Raw genomic sequence first — 20,329 nt, 5'->3', positions numbered from 1 at the left:
CTTTATTCATCTGGCTCTAAATATCCCGGAGCGCGAGGCAGAGCCTCGCAAAATACTCCCTAAAGACATTCAATTGGCCTTATCAGATGACCAAAAGTGGCAATGCATTTGCCAAATTGGGTCTTGATTCCAACCGCTGACCCTGAAATTGTCCGCGACAACCGTTGGGGTGCCCGTATCAGGGCTGAGAGGCGCGACCGCGCTAACCCATCGAACCTGATCCGGGCAATTCCGGCGTAGGGAACGGTCTTATGAACACAGACGTTTTCCCTACCTCGTTGCCCAAAGAAGATGGAGCAACGACATGGCTGCAATTGCCCTGACCATTGCAGGGTCTGACAGCGGCGGAGGCGCTGGGATTCAGGCCGATCTGAAAGCGATGTCGGCGCTGGGTGTATTCGGCGCAAGCGTCATTACCGCTGTTACGGCACAGAACACGCAAGCCGTCACTGCAGTGCATGGGGTTCCGCTGGATGTCATTGCCGCTCAAATCGACGCGGTGCTCAGCGATCTGGATGTGACGGCCATCAAGATCGGTATGCTCGCGACGCCAGAGATCATTCACACAGTGGCCCGAGGCCTGGAAGCGTTCAAAGGTCCCGTCGTTCTTGATCCTGTCATGATCGCAAAATCCGGAGATGCGTTGTTGGCGCAGGAAGCGGTCCGGACACTGCGCGAAGTGATGGTGCCAGCAGCGACTGTGCTGACACCCAATCTGCCCGAAGCGGCATGTTTGCTGGATGCGAAACCGGCGCAATCACCGGACGAGATGGCTGCACAAGGCAAGGCCCTGTGTGCTCTGGGCGCGGGTGCGGTTTTGATGAAGGGCGGGCATGGGTCGGGCGATGTCTGCCACGATCTGTTGGTCGACCCCTCAGGCGTCGTGGCCGCATTTCAGGCCCCGCGTCAGAACACGAAAAACACCCACGGAACCGGATGCACTCTGTCGTCTTCGATCGCCGCCGGTCTGGCCAGGGGTCTGCCGCTGAGGGATGCGATCGCGCAGGCGCATAATTATCTGCAAGGGGCCATCGCGCGGGCGGATGAGCTGAAGATTGGTGCCGGGCACGGTCCTGTGCACCACTTCCACCGGATCTGGCCCGCATGACACTCTGGTCGGTTATAGGTGCGGGCGTAACGGGTCTGGCCGTGGCCAGCGAGCTTGTGTCACGCGGCGCAAAGGTGCAGGTTTTCGATCCGGGCGGCCCGCCCGGCCCGCATGGGTGTTCCTGGTGGGCCGGTGGGATGCTGGCCCCTTGGTGTGAATTTGAAAACGCGGAAGAACCGGTGCTGCGGCTGGGGCAGGAAGCAATCGAATGGTGGGCGCAGCGAACGCAGGTAAACAGACATGGAACTCTTGTCGTTGCCAATGCGCGCGACCTGCCCGACCTGCGCCGGTTTGCACGCCGGACCGAAGGGTTCAGCGAGGTTGATCGTGCGAAAATACTCGAATTAGAGCCTGATCTGAGCAAGTTTGGCAAAGCTCTGTATTTTGAAAACGAAGCGCACCTTGATCCTCGTCAGGCGTTGCGCGATCTGCATCGTCACCTGCAAGGCGCAGGCGTGGAATTCCACCGAAAGCTGGCTCCGGCGCAACTGGACAACGCCATAGACTGCCGGGGTTTGCACGCGCGCGAATATCTGCACGACCTGCGCGGCGTGAAGGGTGAGATGCTGGTTCTTCGTTGCCCCGATGTGACCCTTTCGCGCCCGGTGCGGTTGTTACACCCGCGGATGCCGCTTTACATCGTTCCGCGCGGGGACGGCGTCTACATGCTGGGCGCAACCATGATCGAATCCGAGGACAGCAGCAGCATCACCGCGCGTTCGATGCTGGAACTGCTCAGCGCGGCCTATGCCGTGAACCCGGCCTTTGGCGAGGCCGAGGTGCTGGAGATCGGCGTCGACCTGCGCCCTGCTTTCCCGGACAACCTGCCGCGTATCCGGCGATTGGGCCGAACAATTTATGCCAACGGGCTTTATCGCCATGGCTATCTGCTGGCCCCTGCACTGGCGCGGGGTGTCGCTGATCTGGCACTGGACAACACACATTCGGAGATGGTCGATGAAGATCGTGCTTAACGGCGAAACGCGCGATGTGCGCGCCGAAACCCTGTCGGATCTGCTGCTGGAATGCGGCTTCTCAGGCCGTGTGGCCACCGCCGTGAACGAAGATTTCGTGCCGTCAAGCCTACGTATTGGGCACAAACTGACCGATGGCGACCGGATCGAAGTTGTCGCACCGATGCAGGGGGGCTGAGGATGCGAACGTTCTACGGCATCGAACTGCCGAACCCCTTGATGCTGGGCACCGCCCAATATCCCAGCCCCGCCATTCTGGAACAGGCCTTTCGCGAAAGCGGTGCGGCGGTTGCCACGGTATCGCTGCGTCGGGAATCCGGCGCGGGTCAGACATTCTGGCAGATGATCCGTGAACTGGGTGTTCTGATCCTGCCAAATACGGCTGGCTGTCATACGGTGAAAGAGGCGGTGACAACAGCCCATATGGCGCGCGAAGTGTTTGATACCAAATGGATCAAGCTGGAACTGATCGGCCACACCGACAGTTTGCAGCCGGATGTGTTCCAGCTGGTCGAGGCCGCGCGCATCCTGACCGAAGACGGGTTTGAGGTGTTTCCCTACACCACCGATGATCTGATCGTGGGCGAACGCCTGCTCGAAGCGGGGTGCGAAGTGCTGATGCCGTGGGGGGCGCCCATCGGGTCCGGGCGCGGGCTGAACAACGAATACGCCCTGCGGTCGATGCGGGCCGAGTTCCCTGACACGCCGCTGGTGGTGGATGCCGGGATCGGCCTGCCCAGCCACGCGGCCCATGCGATGGAACTGGGTTATGATGCCGTTCTGCTGAACACCGCTGTGGCCCGTGCCGGTGACCCCGTTCTGATGGCCAAGGCGATGGCGCAGGCAATCCATGCCGGACAACTGGCCCATCAGGCAGACCCGATCGAGGCACGCGATATGGCCGAACCTTCGACCCCTGTTGTTGGAAAGGCCTTCCTGTCATGACGCTGGACCGTTTCTATCCGATCTTCGATCACTCGGACTGGCTGCGGCAGATGCTGCCCCTGGGTGTCAAACTGGTGCAGCTGCGTATCAAGGATCAGCCGGTTGGAGTGGTGCGCGATCAGATTGCCGCCTCGCGCGATCTGTGCCGCGACTACGGGGCGGTTCTGGTGATCAACGATTACTGGCAGCAGGCCATCGATCTGGGTTGCGACTGGGTTCATCTGGGGCAAGAAGATCTGGATGATGCCGACCTGAAAGCCATCCGAAAAGCGGGTCTAAAGCTGGGCGTTTCCACTCATGACGATGATGAGCTTGAGCGGGTTCTGGCCATGGATCCCGATTACGTGGCGCTGGGTCCCGTCTATCCGACCATTTTGAAAAAGATGAAATGGCATCAGCAGGGCCTGCCCCGCGTGACCGAATGGAAGGCGCGGGTTGGCGACATTCCTCTGGTCGGCATTGGCGGCATGAGCGTCGAGCGCGCAGCGGGGGTGCTGGCTGCCGGGGCCGACATTGTCTCGGCTGTCACGGACATCACGCTGAACGCCGACCCCGAAGCGCGGGTGCGTGCTTGGATCGAGGTCACGAGATGAACCGGTACGCCCGCCAGACGCTGCTGCCCGAGGTTGGGGCTGAAGGACAGGCTCGCCTGACTGCGGCCCGTGTTCTGGTGGTCGGCGCAGGTGGTCTGGCCGCGCCGCTGCTGCCGCTATTGGCCGGGGCCGGGGTGGGGCATATCACAATTGTCGATGGTGACATCGTCGATCTGTCGAACCTGCATCGCCAGACATTGTTTTCAGAAGAAGATTGCGGGCTGTCAAAGGCCGAACGCGCCGCTGACCGATGCCGTGCGTTGAATGCCGAAATCGATGTGATTGCCAAGAAAATGGCTCTAACAGGGGAAAATGCGCCCGATCTGGTGTCGCAGGCAGATATCATTCTGGATTGTGCCGACAGCTATGCGGTCAGTTATTTGCTGTCGGATACCTGTCTGGCACAAGGCAAGCCACTGATCAGCGCCTCGGTACTGGGGCTTTCGGGTTATGTGGGCGGCTTCTGCGGCAGCGCGCCTTCTCTGCGAGCCGTTTTCCCCGATGCGCCGGATAGCGGCGCAAGTTGCGCCACGGCGGGTGTTCTAGGCCCCGTTGTCGGTGTGATCGGGTCCATGCAGGCGCAGATGGCGCTGAACCTGATCTTGCGGCTTGACCCTTCCCCGCTTGGGCAGATGGTGCAATATGATGCGCGAACCCTGCGCAGTACCGGGTTTCGTTTTGATGACGCGCCGGAACCGAACAGCTGTTTCCGCTTTCTCTCCGCCAGTCAGTTGAAGGAGACAGACCAGATTGTCGAACTGCGTGACCCGGACGAAGCGCCGGTTCCAGCTCACCCGAATGCGACGCGCATTTCACCCGAAGAAATTCAAAAAATAGACTCTAAAAAAGGGCAACGCCTTGCCCTTTGCTGTGCCACCGGGCTGCGCGCATGGCGCGCTGCCGAGAAAATCCAACCGATTTGGCCGGGCGAGATTGTCCTCGTCGCGGCCTCAGCCTCCTGAGAAAAGGAAACGTGAGATATGAAAAAGCTGATGACAGCCCTTGCCCTTCTGGCCGCCGCGCCGGCTTGGGCCGAAGACAAGATGACCGTCCTGCTGGACTGGTTCATCAACCCCGACCATGGGCCCATCATCGTGGCGCAGGAAAACGGCTACTTTGCCGAGCAGGGGTTGCAGGTCGAAGTCGTTGCCCCCGCCGACCCGTCCGCGCCGCCGCGTCTGGTGGCTGCCGGTCAGGCGGATCTGGCGGTATCCTATCAGCCGCAGCTGCATTTGCAGATCCACGAAGGGCTGCCGCTGAAACGGGTCGGCACGCTGGTCGCGACGCCCCTGAACTGCCTGCTGGTTCTGAAAGACGGCCCGATCAAATCGCCCGCTGACCTCAAGGGAAAGAAAATCGGCTTTTCCGTCGCCGGTGTGGAAGAGGCCATCCTCAGCACCGTGCTTGGCAAATACGACGTCGCGCTGGATGATGTTGAGATGATCAACGTGAATTTCTCACTCTCACCCTCGCTGATGACCGGTCAGGTGGATGCGGTGATTGGCGCCTATCGCAACTTCGAACTGAACCAGATGGATATCGAAGGCCGCCCCGGCACCTGTTTCTATATCGAGGAAGAAGGCGTGCCGTCTTATGACGAACTGATCTATGTCGCCAACCCCGATACGATGGACAAAGACAAGATCGCCCGTTTCCTGGCCGCGACAGAAAAAGCGACTCAGTACATCGTCAACAACCCGGAAAAAAGCTGGGAGGTCTTCTCGGCCACCTCACCCGAGTTGCAGGACGAGCTGAACGCGCGCGCATGGGTCGACACGCTGCCGCGCTTTGCCCTGCGTCCCGCCGGGTTTGACGCTGGCCGTTATGCCCGGTTCGAGGCGTTCCTGAACGACAGCGGCATGATCGACACTGTCCTGCCCGTCAGCGACATAGCCATCGACGTCACCGCGCAATGAGCGATTATGGCAAAGCCTTTGCGCTGATGCGCGATGCGGCGCAGGGGCCGTGGCGGGACTACACCCGCCACGCTTTTGTCGAAGCCCTGAAAGACGGCACCCTGCCACGCCCGGCGTTCCTGCACTATCTGCGTCAGGATTACGTGTTCCTGATCCACTTCTCGCGCGCCTGGGCGCTGGCCGTGGTGAAATCGGAAACACATGCTGAAATGCTGGCGGCGTCGCGTACCGTGAACGGCCTGATCAGCGAAGAGATGAAGCTGCATATCGGTATTTGCGAAGCAGAAGGCATTTCGCAGTCCGATCTGTTTGCAACGCCTGAACAGCCCGAGAATCTGGCCTATACCCGCTTTGTTCTCGAGGCGGGCTATAGCGGCGATCTGCTGGATCTTCTGGCAGCACTTGTACCGTGCGTCATGGGTTATGGTGAGATTGGCACCCGCCTGTCTGCGGAAGCAACATCCACATCCTATCGTGGCTGGATCGATACCTATGCGGACGAGGGCTATCAGAACGCCTGCGCGGCCGTGGGCGAATTGCTGGATTCGGCTCTAACACGAAGGATTGGGGCGGAATTCCAATCTTCACCCCGCTGGGATCGGTTGTGCCGGACGTTCCGAACAGCGACGGAATTGGAGGTCAATTTCTGGCAGATGGGTCTGACCCCATGACCCCGGCGCCCGATCTGACCATCAGCGGTACAGCCACGATCGACGGCACGACTCTGTTCGCGCCGCTGACCCTGACGCTTGACGCCGGGGCGTGGACCTGTCTGCTGGGCGGATCGGGTGTTGGAAAAACCACGGTCTTGCGGCTGATTGCCGGGCTGGAAACCGGTGCTGAATTCTCGGGCCGGATCACCGCCAGCGATGGCCAGCCGGTTTCGGACCGGGTTGCCTATATGGCGCAGGACGACCTGTTGCTGCCTTGGGCGAGTGTTGCGCAGAACGTCTCGTTGGGCGCGCGGCTGCGGGGCGAGAAAGTTGACGTTGACCGGCGTGACCGCCTGATCGAACGGATGCGGTTGCAGGACCATATGACCAAGAAACCGCCCGAGCTTTCGGGCGGGCAGCGTCAGCGCGTGGCGCTGGCCCGCACCCTGATGGAAGACCGGCCGATTGTGTTGCTGGATGAACCCTTTTCCGCCCTTGATGCCCGAACCCGTGCCGATATGCAGGATCTGGCCGCCGAGGCGCTAAGAGGCCGCACTGTCCTTCTGGTGACCCACGATCCGGGCGAGGCCGCGCGTCTGGGGCAATCCATCGTCGTCATGACACAGCACGGGCTGACGCCCTGCGACCCGCCGGTTGCTCCAGCCCCGCGCAGCGTGGATGATTTGCAGACGCTGGAAACACAAGGCGCGCTTTTGCGGCTGCTGCGAGGGGGCGGTGTATGAAGTCTCTCTCTGTTCTGGCTGCAACCCTGTTTGCCCTTGCCATCTGGCAGGGGATCGTGACCCTGACCGGATTGCCAAAATTCATCCTGCCCGGTCCCGCAGTGGTTGCCGAGACCTGGTGGCAGAACCGCTGGCTGATTGCAGAACACACCTGGATCACAGCCATCGAGGTCATTATCGGCCTTGCCTGCGGCACGCTGCTGGGCGTTGTCACCGCATTGCAGCTGGCCAATTCCCGCGCCGCACGGGTTCTGGTACAGCCAATGCTGGTGTTCACTCAGGCCCTGCCGGTCTTTGCGCTGGCCCCGTTGCTGACCCTGTGGCTGGGCTATGGCCTGTTGTCCAAGGTCGCGATGGCGGTGCTGATCATCTATTTCCCGATCACGTCGTCCTTTTTTGACGGTTTGATGCGGACACCGCAGGGGTATCTGGACCTTGCGCGCACGATGCAGGCGGGCAAGCGCGCTGTGTTGTGGCACATCCGTATCCCTGCGGCGTTGCCGTCTCTGGCCTCGGGGATGCGGCTGGCGGCGGTGTATGCGCCGATCGGTGCCGTGATCGGCGAATGGGTCGGTTCATCGCAAGGTCTGGGATATCTGATGCTGCTGGCCAATGGCCGCGCCAAGACGGACCTGATGTTTGCGGCGATGCTGACGCTGGGCGTGTTTTCGATCCTTCTGCACATGATTGTCCGCCGCGCCACCGCGCGTATGGCAGGAGAGGCGCGTTAACCTTTCGGAAAGTGATTCTGCGACAGGGTAAACGCATGACACAGGACGCCTTTGCCGAAGCCCCCATGCTGTTTGATACGGACGAAGCGCCAGCGCAGCCGCTGCCGAATGGTCGGTTACCCTCCTACATCAAAGACCATCGCAAGCGGCTGCGCGAACGGTTCATGGCGGGCGGGTCGGCGGCGATCCCGGATTATGAGTTGCTGGAGCTGGTTTTGTTCCGGTCCATCCCGCGGCAGGATGTGAAACCACTGGCGCGCGCATTGATGAATGCCTTTGGCGATTTCAACCGCGTGTTGACAGCGCCCGAAGAACGGCTGCGCCAGATCAAGGGCGTTGGTGATACGATCATCACCGATCTGAAAATCCTCGAAGCCTGCGCGCATCGGATGGCACGGGCGCGGGTGATGCAACGGCACGTGATATCCAGCTGGGACGCGCTGCTGGATTACTGCCATACAACAATGGCGCATCGCGAGACCGAGCAATTTCGCGTTTTCTATCTGGATCGCAAGAACGTCCTGATCGCGGATGAGGAACAGGCCAAAGGCACCGTGGATCACGTGCCCGTCTATCCGCGCGAAGTGGTCAAAAGGGCGCTGGAGCTGAATGCCTCGGCCTTGATCCTGGTGCACAACCATCCTTCGGGCGACCCAACGCCGTCACAGTCGGACATCGACATGACCAACCGCATACAGGATGCCTGTTCCGCCCTGGGGCTGACGCTGCATGACCACCTGATCATCGGCAAATCGACCGAGCTCAGCTTTCGTTCCGAAGGGTATCTCTAGCGGCTACTGCACCCAAATCTCGACCCGCCGGTTGACCTTGCGGCCCCATTCGGTGTCGTCGCACGCCATGGGCATCGCCTCGCCAAATCCTTCGGCGGTAACCGCGATACTGTCAGGGATCGGGGCTTCAAGCGCGGCGATAACCGCGTTTCGCACGGTTTGCGCGCGCCGCAGGGCGATGCGGGCATTTGAAACGGCACCCCCGTCCCCATCGCTGAAGCCTGCAAACACAACCTTGCGTGCCTGCAACGTACCCGCGTCCAGCATTTGTGCCAGTTGCTGAATATTGGCGCGTGACTGCGCGTCCGGGCGGGACGATCCGGGTTCGAACCGAACCGACAGGGACAGGCGCGACAAGGGGCGCAGGGTCTTGATCATGCGCTGCAACTCCTCAAGTCCGACCTCAGTTCCACCAGTGACGACCGCATTGGCAAGCCGGTCCCCCTGTACGCCAACCGGCAGGGTTTCAGCAGATTGATCCACATATCCTGCGTCACGTATGGCCATCTGCGCATCGGGGCTTTGGCTATAGGCCAGAAACTGCCGCGCAATCCGGGGCAGGCGTCGTTCCGGCAGATACAGGAACATGGGCATATTCAGTGGGTAATCTTCAGTCTTGATCGACTGGCGGGTCGCGGCCAGTGGATGCCCGCACCCGCCGGTCAACGGCAAAGCGCGGGTGCCATGGGCCGATGCCTTGCTGGCGACCCCGATGGAGAACGGATCCTTAGCCACGGCCGCGGTCAGGTCATGTATGCGATTGTGGCGGATCGCCGTATCGGTCAGGTCCACACCGGCGGTTTTCAGAACCTGATCCTCGACCGCCTGCGCCAGCCCCGACCCGGCCTCTGGCACATGCAGTGCAATAGGGGCCTCCGGCCCACCCAGCTGCGCCCAGTTGCTGACCTCTCCGGACAGAATCCGGGCCAGGTCCGCCAGCGAAACCTGCCGCATCACGCTGTCGGGGGCCACGACCGGGACCATGGCATCCAGTGCAATGACCCGTGACCGACGGGCGCGCTTCAGATCACCCAACCCCGCAGCCTCGGCAGCCTCCCGCTCGGCCTCGCGCATCTCGCGCAGGGCCATCACGATATCCGCCCGGTCCGCGATCAGGTCACTGAACCCGCGATCCGTGGTGCCCACGTCAAAGAAAAACCGTGCCAGCGGCGCCGCCCGGCCCGCCTGATGCAGCTCGTAAACAAAGGTGTCCTCATCCACGCGGGCGGGGGTCGCGGTCAGGTCTTCCTGACGGGCAAAGCCGATGATCAGGGCGGGCAGCACCGTTTCGGCCATCACCGATGATCCGGAAAACTGCACTTCGGCGACGAAATCGATCAGATTGGGGCAGGCGGGCCCCTCACAAGTGACGCCCGAACCATCCACGGTCAACGTCCCGAATTGCGTATCGACGCGATAGAACTCACCGTCAAAGCTCAGCAGATTGCCGGTCACTTCGACCTTGCCATCATGCGAGGTCAACGTGATGTCCTGCCCAAAAGCACCGGTCGCCGCCGTCACGGAAAACAGCGCAGCCACCGCCACACGGAAAAATGTCATAAGAGGTTCAAGCCTGCCTGCGGATTACTTTGCCGCGATTGTCAGGTCTGAGAGCAGATTATTCAACACCAGAAACTCGCCTGCGCGCGAACAATCCGGCAGGGTCACTGACATGTCGCGCGACCGCAGGCGGCGGTCCGACAACAACTCCAGCGACTGCACGTTCAGCGTGTGGCCGCAATTTGCATCGGTCACTTCGGCCTCGACGGTCAGGTCAATCGTGCCGGACTGATCCGACGTACTGGCCGGGAAAGAATACACTTCGATATTCTGCGTCACACCGGAACCGGACTGACCCAGACGCATAACCTTACCGGCGCCTTCGGCAGATGCGTCATCCCAGACATGGCCATCCGCGCCATAGCTGGCACCAAATTCCAACGCATGAATCTGCAGCTCGGTATCACCCTGCCATTGCAAGACAACACGATCAAAACCGGCGATTTCGGGAACGTGAGTGGTGGCGACGGTGCCTGTTTCATCTTCGAAGGAAAACAGGAAGATCGCGTATTCCGAAAGAGCCGGGATCGCCATGTCCAGCGCGCCGCTGGCATCCGTCATCTGGCTAACAGTCAGGCCGCTATGGTGAATTTCAATCCGCTCGTTCGTGTGGCAGGGCGCTTTCAGCGACAGGTGTGCCAAGGCACCGGGTGCTGCGTTTGCGTGCGCGCTGATCCGGCAGTTCGATGTCTTGGGGGCAGTGGGCACAGCGCGGGGTGCCGGTGTAACAGTGACCGGATCAGCATCTGATACGGTGGCTGAAGTCAGAACGATACTGTCCAGTCCCGACAGGATCGAAGACTGATCGGTAACAGAGGCCACATCGACACCGCCCTGCGCGCGGTTCTGCTGCGCAGCCGGTCCGTTCTGCATCAGATAGCCTATGCCCAGGGCACAAGCGACCGTTCCGCACATGGTTACGTAGTTGCGAACTACAAACAAGACACCCTCCCCAGTTGAAGGAGCAGCTTGCACTCTCGCCACCAATCGCGGCCAATTTGTGGCCGCGAGACGGACTCATTGTGATTAAAGGGTGTTAACGTCAGGTCAATCTGCCGTGGCAGTGTTTGAACTTCTTGCCGGATCCGCAGGGGCACAGGTCGTTTCGCGACGGGTTACCCCAGGTCGACGGATCACTCTCGTCAAACCCCGGAAGCGCATCGCCTGACGCCGCCGCTTCGGCCTTGGCCTCGGCCTGGCTTGCGGCCTTGTCCACGGCCTGCTGTGCCTGCGCCTGTTGCGCCGCCATCTGCGCCAGCATTTCCCTCTGCTCTTCTTCGGTCAGTGGACGCACGCGCGACAATTGCTGTGTCACGGTTTCCCGCAAACCGTCCAGCATGGATTCGAACAGCTGGAAGCTTTCGTTTTTGTATTCGTTCAGCGGGTCGCGCTGGGCATAGCCGCGGAAACCCACGACCGAGCGCAGATGTTCCAGCGTCAGCAGATGCTCGCGCCATTTGCTGTCGATGGTCTGCAACAGCACCTGCTTTTCGATGTTGCGCATGTTTTCGGGACCAAAGGCAACGGCCTTCTGGGCCATCATCTCATCCGCGGCCTTGATCAGGCGCTCGCGCACCTGCTCGTCATCCACGCCTTCTTCGGCAGCCCAGTCCTGAACCGGTGCATCGATGGTCAGCTTGTCCTTGATCGCCGCATGCAGACCGTCGGTATCCCACTGATCCGCATAGGATTTCGGCGGCATGTATTCGTCAATCAGATCGTCGATCACCTGCTCGCGCATATCCGAGACGATCTCGGACAGGTCATTGGCCGACATGATCTCGCGGCGCTGGCTAAAGATCACCTTGCGCTGATCGTTCATCACGTCATCGAATTTCAGTACGTTCTTGCGCATGTCGAAGTTGCGGCCCTCGACCTTGGACTGCGCGCGTTCCAGCGACTTGTTCACCCACGGGTGAATGATCGCCTCGCCTTCTTTCATGCCCAGCGTGGTCAGCACCTTGTCCAGCCGTTCCGAGCCAAAGATACGCATCAGGTCGTCTTCAAGGCTCAGGTAGAATACGGTACGGCCCGGATCGCCCTGACGGCCCGAACGGCCGCGCAGCTGGTTGTCGATGCGGCGGCTTTCATGGCGTTCGGACGCCATAACATAAAGGCCCCCTGCGGCCAGAACCTTTTCTTTTTCTTCCGCGTGGCGCGCCTCTTCTGCGGCGCGCAGCTCCGACGGATCGGCCTCCGGGTTGTCCGCAATCGCTTGCAGCACCTTCATCTCGACATTGCCGCCCAGCTGAATGTCGGTACCGCGACCGGCCATGTTGGTCGCGATGGTTACCGCGCCCAGACGGCCGGCATCAGCGACAATCTGCGCCTCCTGCTCGTGCTGGCGGGCGTTCAGAACGTTATGGGCGATGCCTTCCTTGGTCAGCATCTGGCTCAGCAGTTCCGATTTCTCGATCGAGGTCGTGCCCAGCAGAACCGGCTGGCCCTTTTCCTGCGCCAATTTGGTCTCTTCGATCATAGCGCCATATTTTTCCATGGCGGTGCGATAGACCTGATCGTCCTCGTCCACACGGGCAATCGGCTTGTTGGTCGGAACCTCGACCACGCCCAGGCCGTAAATCTCGGCAAATTCCTCGGCCTCGGTCAGGGCGGTCCCGGTCATGCCGCCCAGCTTGTCGTAAAGGCGGAAATAGTTCTGGAAGGTCACACTGGCCAGAGTCACGTTCTCAGGCTGAATCTGCACGTTTTCCTTGGCTTCGATGGCCTGATGCAGGCCCTCGGACAGGCGGCGGCCCGGCATCATGCGGCCCGTGAATTCGTCGATCAGAACGACATTGCCGTCGCGCACGATGTAATCCTTGTCGCGCTGGAACAGCTTGTGCGCGCGCAGACCCTGATTCACGTGATGCACCACGGTCGTGCTTTCCGGGTCATACAGCGAATGGCCTTCAGGAATCAGGCCGGCAGCCAACAGCTGCTGCTCCAGAAACTCGTTGCCCTCATCCGTGAAGGTCACGTTGCGGGCCTTTTCGTCCAACGTGTAGTGTTCGTCGGTCAGACTCGGGATCAGCGCATCGATGGCGGTATACAGGTCCGAGCGGTCCTGTGCCGGGCCCGAGATGATCAACGGCGTCCGCGCCTCGTCGATCAGGATCGAATCGACCTCGTCCACAATCGCGAAATTGTGGTGTTTCTGGTAAACCTGCTCTAAATCGGCCTTCATGTTGTCGCGCAGATAGTCAAAACCCAGCTCGTTGTTGGTGGCATAGGTGATGTCGCAGGAATAGGCGGCCAGTTTTTCCGCGTCAGGCTGGCCCGACCAGATCACGCCTGTGGTCATTCCTACGGCAGCAAACACCTTGCCCATCCATTCCGCGTCGCGCTTGGCCAGGTATTCGTTCACCGTGACCACATGCACGCCCTTGCCGGTCAGCGCGTTCAGATAGGCAGGGAGGGTCGCGACCAGTGTCTTGCCCTCACCCGTCTTCATTTCCGAGATGTTGCCCTGATGCAGGAAAACACCGCCCATCAGCTGCACGTCAAAGGCGCGCAGCCCCAGCGCGCGGCGGGCGCCTTCGCGCACGTTGGCAAAGGCTTCGGGCAGCAGATCGTCAAGGCTTTCGCCATCCAGCGCGCGTTTGCGCAGGTCTTCTGTCTTGTCGATCAGGCCCTGATCGGACAGTTTCTCGAACTCGGGTTCCAGCGCGTTGATCTTTTCGATCAGGGGGCGGGTCGCCTTGATCTTGCGGTCGTTCGGTGTTCCGAACACCTTTTTGGCGAGCGTTCCGAGTCCCAGCATGTTCACTCCAGCGGATCTGTTCTTGTCTTGGTTTTTGACAGGCTTGCCCACCTTGCGCGCAACCCATAGATACGGGGGGTGAAAGGCGGCCCTGTCCAAGGCTTCAAAGCGATGTAAGCGGCAGGTTCCAGAGTGTCAACGCTGCGCCCTGCCGCGGCAAGGAAATAGGATGATTCAATGCCCAAAGGCCTCACTTTTCTGCCATCGCTGGCTCTGACCGCCATGATGGCCTTGCCGCTGGCCGCCGAAACCCAGCCGGATGCATCCACCGTGGTGGCGCGTGTGAACGGGGATGAGATCACTTTGGGTCACGTGATCGCTACCGTTGCCGCCCTGCCGCCGCAGTACCAGCAGGCCGAAGATGACGTATTGTTCGACTTCGTGCTGGAACAGCTGATCCAGCAGCAATTGCTGGGGCAACAGCAGGACGGGCTGAACAAACTGAACACGCTGCGGCTGAAAAATGAAGAACGCTCACTTCTGGCGGTTCAGACCGTCACAGCCCTGACCGATACGGTTGTCACAGACGAGGCCATTCAGGCAGCCTACGACGCGCAGTACAACGATTTCGCGGGTGAAGACGAATTCGATGCCAGCCACATTCTGGTCGAGACCGAAGAACAGGCCAACGACCTCAAGGCGCAGCTTGATGACGGGGCGGATTTCGCCGAACTCGCGCGCGCGCATTCCACCGGTCCGTCCGGCCCCAATGGCGGTGCGCTGGGCTGGTTCGGCAAGGGCCAGATGGTACCGGAATTCGAAACAGCCGTGGTCACGCTTGAAAAAGGGCAGGTGTCCGATCCGGTTCAGACGCAGTTCGGCTGGCATGTGGTCAAGCTGAACGACAAGCGCAAAACCGAAGCGCCCGCGTTGGACGCCGTGCGCGAAGAGCTTGCGCAAACCGTTCAGCAGGACGCAATTCAGGCGCGCATTGATGAACTGACACAGCAGGCCCAGATCGACCGCCCCGCTCTGGAAGGTGCCGGACCCGAAGTCCTGCGCCAGCTGGACCTGATTCAGGAGTAATCCCCGTGGCCAAGATCACCAAGGTTTCGCCGCTGGCGCCAGCGTCCTTCCCTGATTTGCCTGCAATTGACGGTGTGCGGTTCGCCACCGTCGCGGCGGGCGTGCGATATCAAGGCCGCACCGATGTCATGCTGGCCGTGCTGGACCCGGGCACATCTGTGGCCGGGGTCTTTACCCGTTCAGCCACGCGTGCCGCCCCGGTTCTGGATTGTCAGGACAAGATCGGCGGGCCCAGCGATGGCCCGGCGGCGATCCTGGTGAACTCGGGCAATGCCAATGCCTTTACCGGGCATTATGGTCAGACGTCGGTGGCCGAGGTGACGCAGGCCGTCTCGAAGGCGACAGGTGTTCCGGTCGAGCGGGTCTTTACCTCCTCAACCGGCGTGATTGGTGAACCGCTGGCTCATGACCGCATCATTGCCAAGCTTGAAACGCTGAAGGCGGGTCTCAGCCGTCACGCGATCGAAGACGCCGCACGCGCGATCATGACCACGGACACCTTCCCGAAAGGGGCCGTGGCGCAGGTCGAAATTGATAGCAAAACAGTCTCTATTGCGGGGATTTCTAAGGGTTCCGGCATGATTGCGCCCGATATGGCGACCATGCTGGTCTATATCTTTACCGACGCCCGGATCGAACAATCGGCGTTGCAGGCGATGCTGGGCGCGCAGACAGACCGGACGTTCAACTGCATCACCGTGGACAGCGATACATCCACCTCGGACAGCCTGCTGCTGTGCGCCACCGGCGCTTCGGGTGTGGACGCCACCGGCAACGCGGCCTTCGCCGAGGCGCTGGAGGCTGTGATGCTGGATCTGGCCCAGCAAGTGGTGCGCGATGGCGAAGGTGCCACGAAATTCGTCGAGATCCGCGTGACAGGGGCCGCAACAGACGCTGACGCCAAGATCCACGGCCTTGCCATCGCCAACTCTCCGCTGGTCAAAACCGCCATCGCGGGCGAAGACCCGAACTGGGGCCGTATCGTCATGGCCATCGGTAAATCCGGTGCCGCGGCGGATCGCGACCTGCTGAGCATTTCGTTCGGCGATATCCTTGTGGCCGAAAAAGGCTGGGTCAGCCCCGATTACAGCGAAGACGCAGCCGCCGCTTATATGAAAGGTCAGGATCTGGTCATCGCCGTTGATCTGGGTCTGGGCGCGGGCAAATCCACCGTCTGGACCTGCGATCTGACCCATGGATATATCGAGATCAACGCGGATTACCGCTCGTGAAAACCGTGCTGGTCTCTGCAGTCGCCCTGATCGACATCGAGGGCCGGGTGCTGCTGGCCCAACGCCCCGAGGGTAAATCCATGGCCGGTCTTTGGGAATTTCCCGGCGGCAAGATCGAGCCCGGCGAAACCCCCGAGGCCGCCCTGATCCGCGAATTGCACGAGGAACTGGGCATCGACACATGGGCCTCGTGCCTCGCCCCCCTGACCTTTGCCAGCCACAGCTATGATGATTTCCACCTGCTGATGCCGCTGTTCGCCTGCCGCAAATGGCAGGGCATCCCGCAGTCGAAAGAGGGGCAGGCGCTGAAATGGGTCCGCGCAAATGACCTGCGCAACTACCCCATGCCCGCCGCGGATGTGCCCCTGATCCCGATCCTGCGGGATTGGTTGTAAGGGCTCAAGGGGCGCCGGGCGCCAGCGCCAGAATTTCAGCTTGACGGATTTGTTTGCCGATTTGTGGTAGTGTTCGAGTGCTTTCTCAATGGTGAAGGAGTACCTCGTTATGATTGCAAGTCGAGTTGCAAAGCTTTGGGTGCCCAGGATTGTTTTGATTTTGACCTTTGTTGTTTTGGCAGTTCATGGTGTCAAAGCAGATGATGCGACGGCTTCGATAACGGTCATGATCGAAGAACAGGCCCGAATTGACCGCTACGTTGAACTCGATTTTGCGCGGCAGGATCTTTTGTTTCACCAGACGAGCACGATCCTGGCCCTATACGGTGATTACAACTCCTACACCAAATCGGATGGCACTCAGGCCAATGGCTCTGACATGACGCGCTTCAGAAATCGGGTCACTGAATACGTGCCCGCCGCCATTGTGGATTTCCGCCGAAAGTCCCAAAGAGACAAAACAATTTCAGAGGATGAGGCAAGCAAGGCGGAAGCTGCCGAAGCCCTGATGGACGAGATGGTTTTGGCCGCAGGCGAAATCATCGAACTTTGCGACGCCAACAAGCCCTATGAGGCAAGCCTCGTTTACCGCGATAAGACAATGCCCTTGAACACGAAACTTTTGGGGTTGCTGTACACGTTGCGCTCAACATCTGTTGGTCGTTTTAAAAAAGCAGCATTAAAAGCTAAGTATCAGTAGCCGCGCCAACCTGCCGAAAGTCGAATTCTGTTTGCCGGTCCGGCGTTCCTGCTGCACACAGGACCTGTTTGGTGCGGCAATAGCTTGGGACTATCGGGTTCCTCGTGACAGTCTGCATTTGTACATCTTGTAAAAACGTAACATCACCCCTCCGCACCTGTTACAATTCGTAAGAATTGAGAAAACATCAGGAAAAAGTTGACGCTGATCGTGCGGGTGTCCCAAATCGGGGGCACTGGCATCCGGGGGCTTTCCCGGATTCGCCATTTCCGGCTTTGAGGAGGCCGGATGGGGAGGAGAAAAAGATTGGCTCAGACGCAGTCGGGCGCCGAAGGGTTGCATTCCCTTCCGGCGCTTCTACACCGCAACGCGACCCAGTTCGGGGATGCCCCGGCCTATCGGGAAAAAGAATTTGGGATCTGGCAATGCTGGACCTGGGCTGAAGCGGCCAAGGAGATTCGTGCGCTCGCTCTTGGATTTCTTGAAATTGGCGTTGAGCGCGGTGACCACATTGCCGTGATCGGACGCAACCGGCCAGCACATTACTGGACCATGGTCGCGGCACAGATGGTCGGTGCAATTCCGGTGCCTCTGTATCAAGACGCAGTCGCCGAAGAGATGACCTATGTGATGGAACATTGCGGCGCGAAATATGTCGTCTGCGGTGATCAGGAACAGGTCGACAAGGTCATCGAGATTCAGGAAAAAGTGCACCAGATCAAGCACATCCTCTACACCGACAAGCGGGGGATGCGGAAATACGACCACAGCCAGATGAACGCGCTGGAAGACCTCATGGCCGAAGGTCAGGCAGGACATCAGCGGTTTGATGCAGAGCTGGACAAGCGCATCTCTGAGATCACCTATAACGACACCTGCGTCATGCTTTATACCTCGGGCACAACGGGCAAGCCCAAGGGGGTGGTTCTGTCGAACCGCAATGTGATCGAAAGCGCCAAGAATTCAGCGATTTTCGACCATTTGACCCGCGATGAAGATATCCTTTCCTATCTTCCGATGGCATGGGTCGGTGATTTCATCTTTTCCATCGGTCAGGCCTATTGGTGCGGGTTCTGCGTGAACTGCCCGGAAAGCGCCGACACGATGATGACCGACCTGCGCGAAATCGGGCCGACCTATTTCTTCGCCCCGCCGCGCGTGTTTGAAAGCCAGCTGACCAATGTAATGATCCGGATGGAGGATGCGAGCAAGCTGAAGCAGCGCATGTTCCATCACTTCATGGCGCATGCCAAAAAGGTGGGTGGCAAGTTGCTGGATGGCAAACCCGTCGGCTTTGGCGACCGGATGAAATACGCGCTGGGTAACCTGCTGGTCTACGGGCCGCTCAAGGATACCCTGGGCTATGGCCGGTTCCGGGTTGGCTATACCGCGGGTGAAGCGATCGGACCGGAAATCTTTGATTTCTATAGATCTTTGGGCATCAACCTGAAACAGCTTTATGGCCAGACCGAAGCAACCGTGTTCATCACCGTACAGCCGGATGGCGAGGTTCGGGCCGACACGGTTGGCGTGCCCGCGCCGGATGTCGAGCTCAAGATCGACGACAAGGGCGAGATCCATTACCGCTCACCCGGCGTGTTTGTCGAATATTACAACAACCCGGATTCCACGGCATCGACCAAAGATGCCGAAGGCTGGGTGGCAACGGGTGATGCCGGGTTCATCGAGGAAAGCAGCGGCCATCTGCGGATCATCGACCGCGCCAAGGACGTGGGCAAAATGGCCGACGGGTCCATGTTTGCGCCGAAATATGTCGAGAACAAACTGAAATTCTATCCCGATATTCTCGAGGTCGTTCTGTTCGGAAACGGCAAGGATCGCTGCGTGGCCTTCATCAATATCGACCTGACAGCGGTCGGCAACTGGGCGGAACGCAACAACGTGGCCTATGCCTCCTATCAGGAACTGGCAGGCCATCCGCGTGTGTTAGAGACGATCAGGGCGCATGTGGAAGAGGTCAACAAATCGGTAGCAGCTGATGAAATGCTGTCCGGTTGCCAGGTGCATCGCTTTGTCGTTCTGCACAAAGAACTGGACGCTGATGATGGTGAGATGACGCGCACCCGGAAAGTGCGGCGCGGGTTTGTCGAAGAGAAGTTCCACGACATCATTGCGGCGCTTTATGACGGATCCGAAAGCGTGTCGACCACGACCGAAGTGACCTATGAAGATGGGCGCAAGGGATCAATCAGCGCGACGCTGAAAATCGTGGATGCGCCGGTCGTACCGGTTGCGCAGCACAAGGTGGCAGCGGAATGAGGGCCGCCATAGCAACGCGCGACCTGCGGCCATCGCCACGCCCGCCATCCCGTTTTTGCGCAAGTCAGGGAGTGACTGATGCTGGATAACGCCGAAGGATATGTCACCGAAGACGGTCGCAAGATCGGCGGCGTGGTGATGGAAATGAAGAACATCACCCTGCGCTTTGGCGGCGTCGTGGCGATCAAAGACATCTCGTTCGATATTCGCGAAGGCGAAATTCGCGCCATCATCGGGCCGAACGGGGCCGGAAAATCATCCATGCTGAACGTTATCTCGGGGTTCTATGTCCCGCAGGAAGGCGAGGTCTGGTTCCACGGATCAAAACGCCCAGCGATGCGGCCCTTTGAGGTGGCGCAGCAGGGGATCGCGCGGACGTTCCAGAACATCGCGCTGTTCGAGGGGATGAGTGTTTTGGACAACGTCATGACCGGGCGCTTGAATTTCATGCGGACCAACATCCTCCAGCAGGCCTGGTGGAAGGGAAAGGCCGAGGCGGAAGAGGTTGAAAACCGTGAGGCGGTCGAGAAAATCATCGATTTCCTTGAAATCCAGCACATCCGCAAGACGCCCGTTGCGCGCCTGCCTTATGGCCTGAAAAAACGCGTCGAACTGGCCCGCGCACTGGCAGCAGAACCAAAGCTCTTGCTGCTGGATGAACCGATGGCGGGCATGAACGTCGAAGAGAAAGAGGACATGAGCCGCTTTATCCTCGATGTGAATGACGAATTCGGCACCACCATCGCCCTGATCGAACACGATATGGGCGTGGTGATGGACCTGAGCGACCGCGTGGTCGTGATGGATTACGGCAAGAAGATTGGTGACGGTACACCCGACGAGGTGCGCAACAATCAGGAAGTCATCGACGCCTATCTGGGGGTCAGCCATGACTGAGACCAAAGCAGATATCCGGGGAGGC

General features: G+C 59.8%; 20 protein-coding genes and 1 riboswitch. Of the genes, 17 read left to right on the top strand and 3 right to left on the bottom strand.

Annotated elements, in window-relative coordinates; translation table 11 throughout:
* The first annotated feature begins 155 nt into the window (after positions 1-155).
* Positions 156-260, top strand: a riboswitch (TPP riboswitch).
* Between the two features lie 44 nt (positions 261-304).
* Genes thiD through radC form a run of 11 tightly spaced genes read left to right on the top strand, consistent with a single transcriptional unit; the run spans position 305 to position 8,454 of the window.
* The gene (gene thiD, locus ACR0LL_RS12065; protein WP_480586958.1) at positions 305-1,108 is read left to right on the top strand and encodes a bifunctional hydroxymethylpyrimidine kinase/phosphomethylpyrimidine kinase; all 804 of its coding nucleotides are present in this window, start codon (positions 305-307) and stop codon (positions 1,106-1,108) included.
* Entirely contained in the window at positions 1,105-2,082 is a 978-nt protein-coding gene (gene thiO / locus ACR0LL_RS12060; RefSeq protein WP_480586955.1) for a glycine oxidase ThiO, read from the top strand. Before thiD ends, thiO begins: the two co-directional genes overlap by 4 nt.
* Complete coding sequence (thiS, locus tag ACR0LL_RS12055; RefSeq protein WP_480494004.1) at positions 2,066-2,260, top strand: sulfur carrier protein ThiS; 195 nt, start codon at positions 2,066-2,068, stop codon at positions 2,258-2,260. The genes thiO and thiS overlap by 17 nt, the downstream gene beginning before the upstream one ends.
* A gap of 2 nt (positions 2,261-2,262) precedes the next feature.
* Positions 2,263-3,027: a thiazole synthase gene (locus ACR0LL_RS12050; protein ID WP_480474355.1), complete on the top strand. Its 765-nt coding sequence runs from the start codon at positions 2,263-2,265 to the stop codon at positions 3,025-3,027.
* Positions 3,024-3,620: a thiamine phosphate synthase gene (locus ACR0LL_RS12045; protein WP_480586952.1), complete on the top strand. Its 597-nt coding sequence runs from the start codon at positions 3,024-3,026 to the stop codon at positions 3,618-3,620. Before ACR0LL_RS12050 ends, ACR0LL_RS12045 begins: the two co-directional genes overlap by 4 nt.
* Positions 3,617-4,582, top strand: a complete 966-nt coding sequence (locus ACR0LL_RS12040; protein WP_480586949.1) for a ThiF family adenylyltransferase — start codon at positions 3,617-3,619, stop codon at positions 4,580-4,582. Before ACR0LL_RS12045 ends, ACR0LL_RS12040 begins: the two co-directional genes overlap by 4 nt.
* A gap of 18 nt (positions 4,583-4,600) precedes the next feature.
* The gene (locus ACR0LL_RS12035) at positions 4,601-5,536 is read left to right on the top strand and encodes an ABC transporter substrate-binding protein (RefSeq protein WP_480474352.1); all 936 of its coding nucleotides are present in this window, start codon (positions 4,601-4,603) and stop codon (positions 5,534-5,536) included.
* Positions 5,533-6,207, top strand: coding sequence for a thiaminase II (tenA, locus tag ACR0LL_RS12030; protein ID WP_480586946.1), 675 nt, complete (start codon positions 5,533-5,535; stop codon positions 6,205-6,207). The genes ACR0LL_RS12035 and tenA overlap by 4 nt, the downstream gene beginning before the upstream one ends.
* Complete coding sequence (locus tag ACR0LL_RS12025; protein WP_480586943.1) at positions 6,204-6,932, top strand: ABC transporter ATP-binding protein; 729 nt, start codon at positions 6,204-6,206, stop codon at positions 6,930-6,932. Before tenA ends, ACR0LL_RS12025 begins: the two co-directional genes overlap by 4 nt.
* Entirely contained in the window at positions 6,929-7,663 is a 735-nt protein-coding gene (locus tag ACR0LL_RS12020; RefSeq protein WP_480538346.1) for an ABC transporter permease, read from the top strand. The genes ACR0LL_RS12025 and ACR0LL_RS12020 overlap by 4 nt, the downstream gene beginning before the upstream one ends.
* Positions 7,664-7,698: 35 nt before the next feature.
* Positions 7,699-8,454 (top strand): RadC family protein, encoded by a 756-nt coding sequence (radC, locus tag ACR0LL_RS12015; protein WP_480586940.1) that lies wholly within the window; start codon positions 7,699-7,701, stop codon positions 8,452-8,454.
* A 3-nt stretch (positions 8,455-8,457) separates the two neighbouring features.
* On the opposite strand, the gene ACR0LL_RS12010 is transcribed toward radC, so the two are convergent.
* The 3 genes from ACR0LL_RS12010 to secA form a co-directional block, all read right to left on the bottom strand.
* The gene (locus ACR0LL_RS12010) at positions 8,458-10,014 is read right to left on the bottom strand and encodes a phosphate ABC transporter substrate-binding/OmpA family protein (RefSeq protein WP_480586937.1); all 1,557 of its coding nucleotides are present in this window, start codon (positions 10,012-10,014) and stop codon (positions 8,458-8,460) included.
* A 24-nt stretch (positions 10,015-10,038) separates the two neighbouring features.
* Positions 10,039-10,956 (bottom strand): hypothetical protein, encoded by a 918-nt coding sequence (locus ACR0LL_RS12005; protein WP_480586934.1) that lies wholly within the window; start codon positions 10,954-10,956, stop codon positions 10,039-10,041.
* 100 nt (positions 10,957-11,056) lie between these two features.
* Entirely contained in the window at positions 11,057-13,774 is a 2,718-nt protein-coding gene (gene secA / locus ACR0LL_RS12000) for a preprotein translocase subunit SecA (RefSeq protein WP_480586931.1), read from the bottom strand.
* A gap of 177 nt (positions 13,775-13,951) precedes the next feature.
* Here secA and ACR0LL_RS11995 point away from each other — a divergent pair, with 177 nt between their 5' ends.
* The 6 genes from ACR0LL_RS11995 to ACR0LL_RS11970 all read left to right on the top strand — a co-directional run bounded on the left by ACR0LL_RS11995 (position 13,952) and on the right by ACR0LL_RS11970 (position 20,304).
* Entirely contained in the window at positions 13,952-14,800 is an 849-nt protein-coding gene (locus ACR0LL_RS11995; RefSeq protein WP_480586929.1) for a peptidylprolyl isomerase, read from the top strand.
* A gap of 5 nt (positions 14,801-14,805) precedes the next feature.
* Complete coding sequence (gene argJ / locus ACR0LL_RS11990; protein WP_480586927.1) at positions 14,806-16,032, top strand: bifunctional glutamate N-acetyltransferase/amino-acid acetyltransferase ArgJ; 1,227 nt, start codon at positions 14,806-14,808, stop codon at positions 16,030-16,032.
* Positions 16,029-16,427 (top strand): 8-oxo-dGTP diphosphatase MutT, encoded by a 399-nt coding sequence (gene mutT, locus ACR0LL_RS11985; protein WP_267363933.1) that lies wholly within the window; start codon positions 16,029-16,031, stop codon positions 16,425-16,427. The genes argJ and mutT overlap by 4 nt, the downstream gene beginning before the upstream one ends.
* An 88-nt stretch (positions 16,428-16,515) precedes the next feature.
* Positions 16,516-17,127, top strand: a complete 612-nt coding sequence (locus tag ACR0LL_RS11980) for a hypothetical protein (RefSeq protein ID WP_480586924.1) — start codon at positions 16,516-16,518, stop codon at positions 17,125-17,127.
* 306 nt (positions 17,128-17,433) lie between these two features.
* Positions 17,434-19,407: an AMP-binding protein gene (locus ACR0LL_RS11975; RefSeq protein WP_480586922.1), complete on the top strand. Its 1,974-nt coding sequence runs from the start codon at positions 17,434-17,436 to the stop codon at positions 19,405-19,407.
* A gap of 78 nt (positions 19,408-19,485) precedes the next feature.
* Complete coding sequence (locus ACR0LL_RS11970) at positions 19,486-20,304, top strand: ABC transporter ATP-binding protein (protein WP_480559234.1); 819 nt, start codon at positions 19,486-19,488, stop codon at positions 20,302-20,304.
* Positions 20,305-20,329: the final 25 nt, after the last annotated feature.

The sequence above is a fragment of the Ruegeria sp. AI2 genome (genome assembly GCF_056541275.1).
This window is presented reverse-complemented; position numbering and strand designations above follow the sequence as displayed.